The organism is Emticicia sp. (assembly GCF_049241225.1).
In the GTDB taxonomy this organism is placed as follows: domain Bacteria; phylum Bacteroidota; class Bacteroidia; order Cytophagales; family Spirosomataceae; genus Emticicia.
In genome coordinates this window covers 1,762-3,334 of sequence record NZ_JBMLRC010000264.1, presented here as the reverse complement: position 1 = coordinate 3,334, position 1,573 = coordinate 1,762, and the positions used below count along the sequence as shown (strand labels likewise).

Sequence of the window (1,573 nt, the reverse complement as noted above, 5' to 3'; positions counted from 1 at the left end):
ATTTTTCAGAAAATTTTGAATTTTCAATATTAAAGATTTTAAATCGTCTCTTTCTGCAAATTCTACGTCTTCTTCGCCAAAATCTAACTCCAGTTCAACCAAACTTGCAAAATGAATCAGTTCTTCACGCAATGCCTTCAATTGATTCGAGAAACCTCCACGCATCAAGTTCATGGCAGTTTTATGGGCTGCTTCTGAGTCGGCCGCAATCAAATCAGCTACGGCTTCGGCTTGTACTAAATCAAACTGTCCGTTCAAAAATGCACGTTGGGTGAATTCTCCTGCCTGTGCCATTCGGCAACCGTTTTGAAGCAGGAGTTTAAGAATATACCTTATTATATAGTCGCTACCGTGACAAGATATTTCTACCACATCTTCCTTCGTAAAACTTTTGGGAGTTTTAAAAACCGCCACCAAAACTTCATCGACAATCACACCGCCATCTCGAATCGTACCGAAATGAATCGTGTGAGAATCTACTTTTGTGAGGTCTTTTCCCTTGAAAATTTTATTGACAATCTCAAATGTACGCTCGCCCGAAACACGGATAACGCCAATCGCTCCGATACCCTGTGGGGTTGATAACGCACAAATTGTTTCTAATTGAATCATTTATTGTATAAAAAACTTATTAAACCATCCCATTAATCAATCTTACAAACTCTGTAAAGCTTTTAATCGTGGTTTTAATTACTTATTTTTGCAAATCTACCAACTAAAATCTTAAAATCAGTGATTGTAGATAATCAGTCGATAATTTATTTGAAACTATCGACTTACAGCCCTGTACTTTCGACTTTTGAAATATGCTAAAAGCAAGACAATTGTGGTATCTGAATGCAATCTTATTGGTGGTTGCTCTATTTATTGCTTATCAAATATGGTTTGCTCCACGTAAAGATGCTTGGAATTTTGTGCCCGATAGTGCTTTTTTGGTTGTCGAAAGCTCCGAAATTCAACAATCACTTTATTCCAAAACTGACACCACTCAGCTTGCCGATATTCCTTTTTTCTACGATGCCTTAGTTCAACTAAAAAAGGTAGGCGAAAATATTGATAACCAAGATATTGCCAAAAAGTTCTTTGAGAAGAAACTTATCACTTATTCGCTTCACCGAGAAAACAAGAAAAACCTCGAATATATTATATACATTCCTGCGGGAAATTTTGGTGATGAAGCCTTCTTGAATAATCTTTTAGTGCCAGATGCTACCAAACGTAAAGTTTACGGGCGTAACTATAAAGGGTTACGTATCAATGAATTATATGATATAAATAGCCGACCACTGTTCAATTTTTTTGTGCATGATGATTTCTTGATTTGTAGTGGTTCAAAAGTATTGCTTGAAGAAGTAGCGAATCGAATTAAATCAGGGGTTACAATCGATCGGGTACCGTTCAAGCAAAGTAGAAAAGGAACAGCCCACATTTATTTCAAAAGTAAAAGTTTGCAAGATGTAGCCGATATTCTTCCGTCACAATTGTCGCCTAATCTCATTGAGTTTTTCGGAAATATCACGCCACGCAACCCTGATATTGTTTTCGAGAAACAAAAACTACCTAATATCATTTC

Annotated in this window: 2 protein-coding genes; one reads left to right on the top strand and one right to left on the bottom strand. The window is 36.6% G+C overall.

What is annotated here, in order from left to right:
- Positions 1-612, bottom strand: a 612-nt coding sequence (locus ACOVO2_RS14285; protein WP_421770631.1) for a tRNA modification GTPase, incomplete at its 3' end; no start/stop codon positions are given.
- 194 nt (positions 613-806) lie between these two features.
- Between ACOVO2_RS14285 and ACOVO2_RS14280 the strand changes: the two genes are divergently transcribed.
- A partial coding sequence (locus tag ACOVO2_RS14280) for a hypothetical protein (RefSeq protein ID WP_421770630.1) occupies positions 807-1,573 on the top strand: 767 nt, incomplete at its 3' end.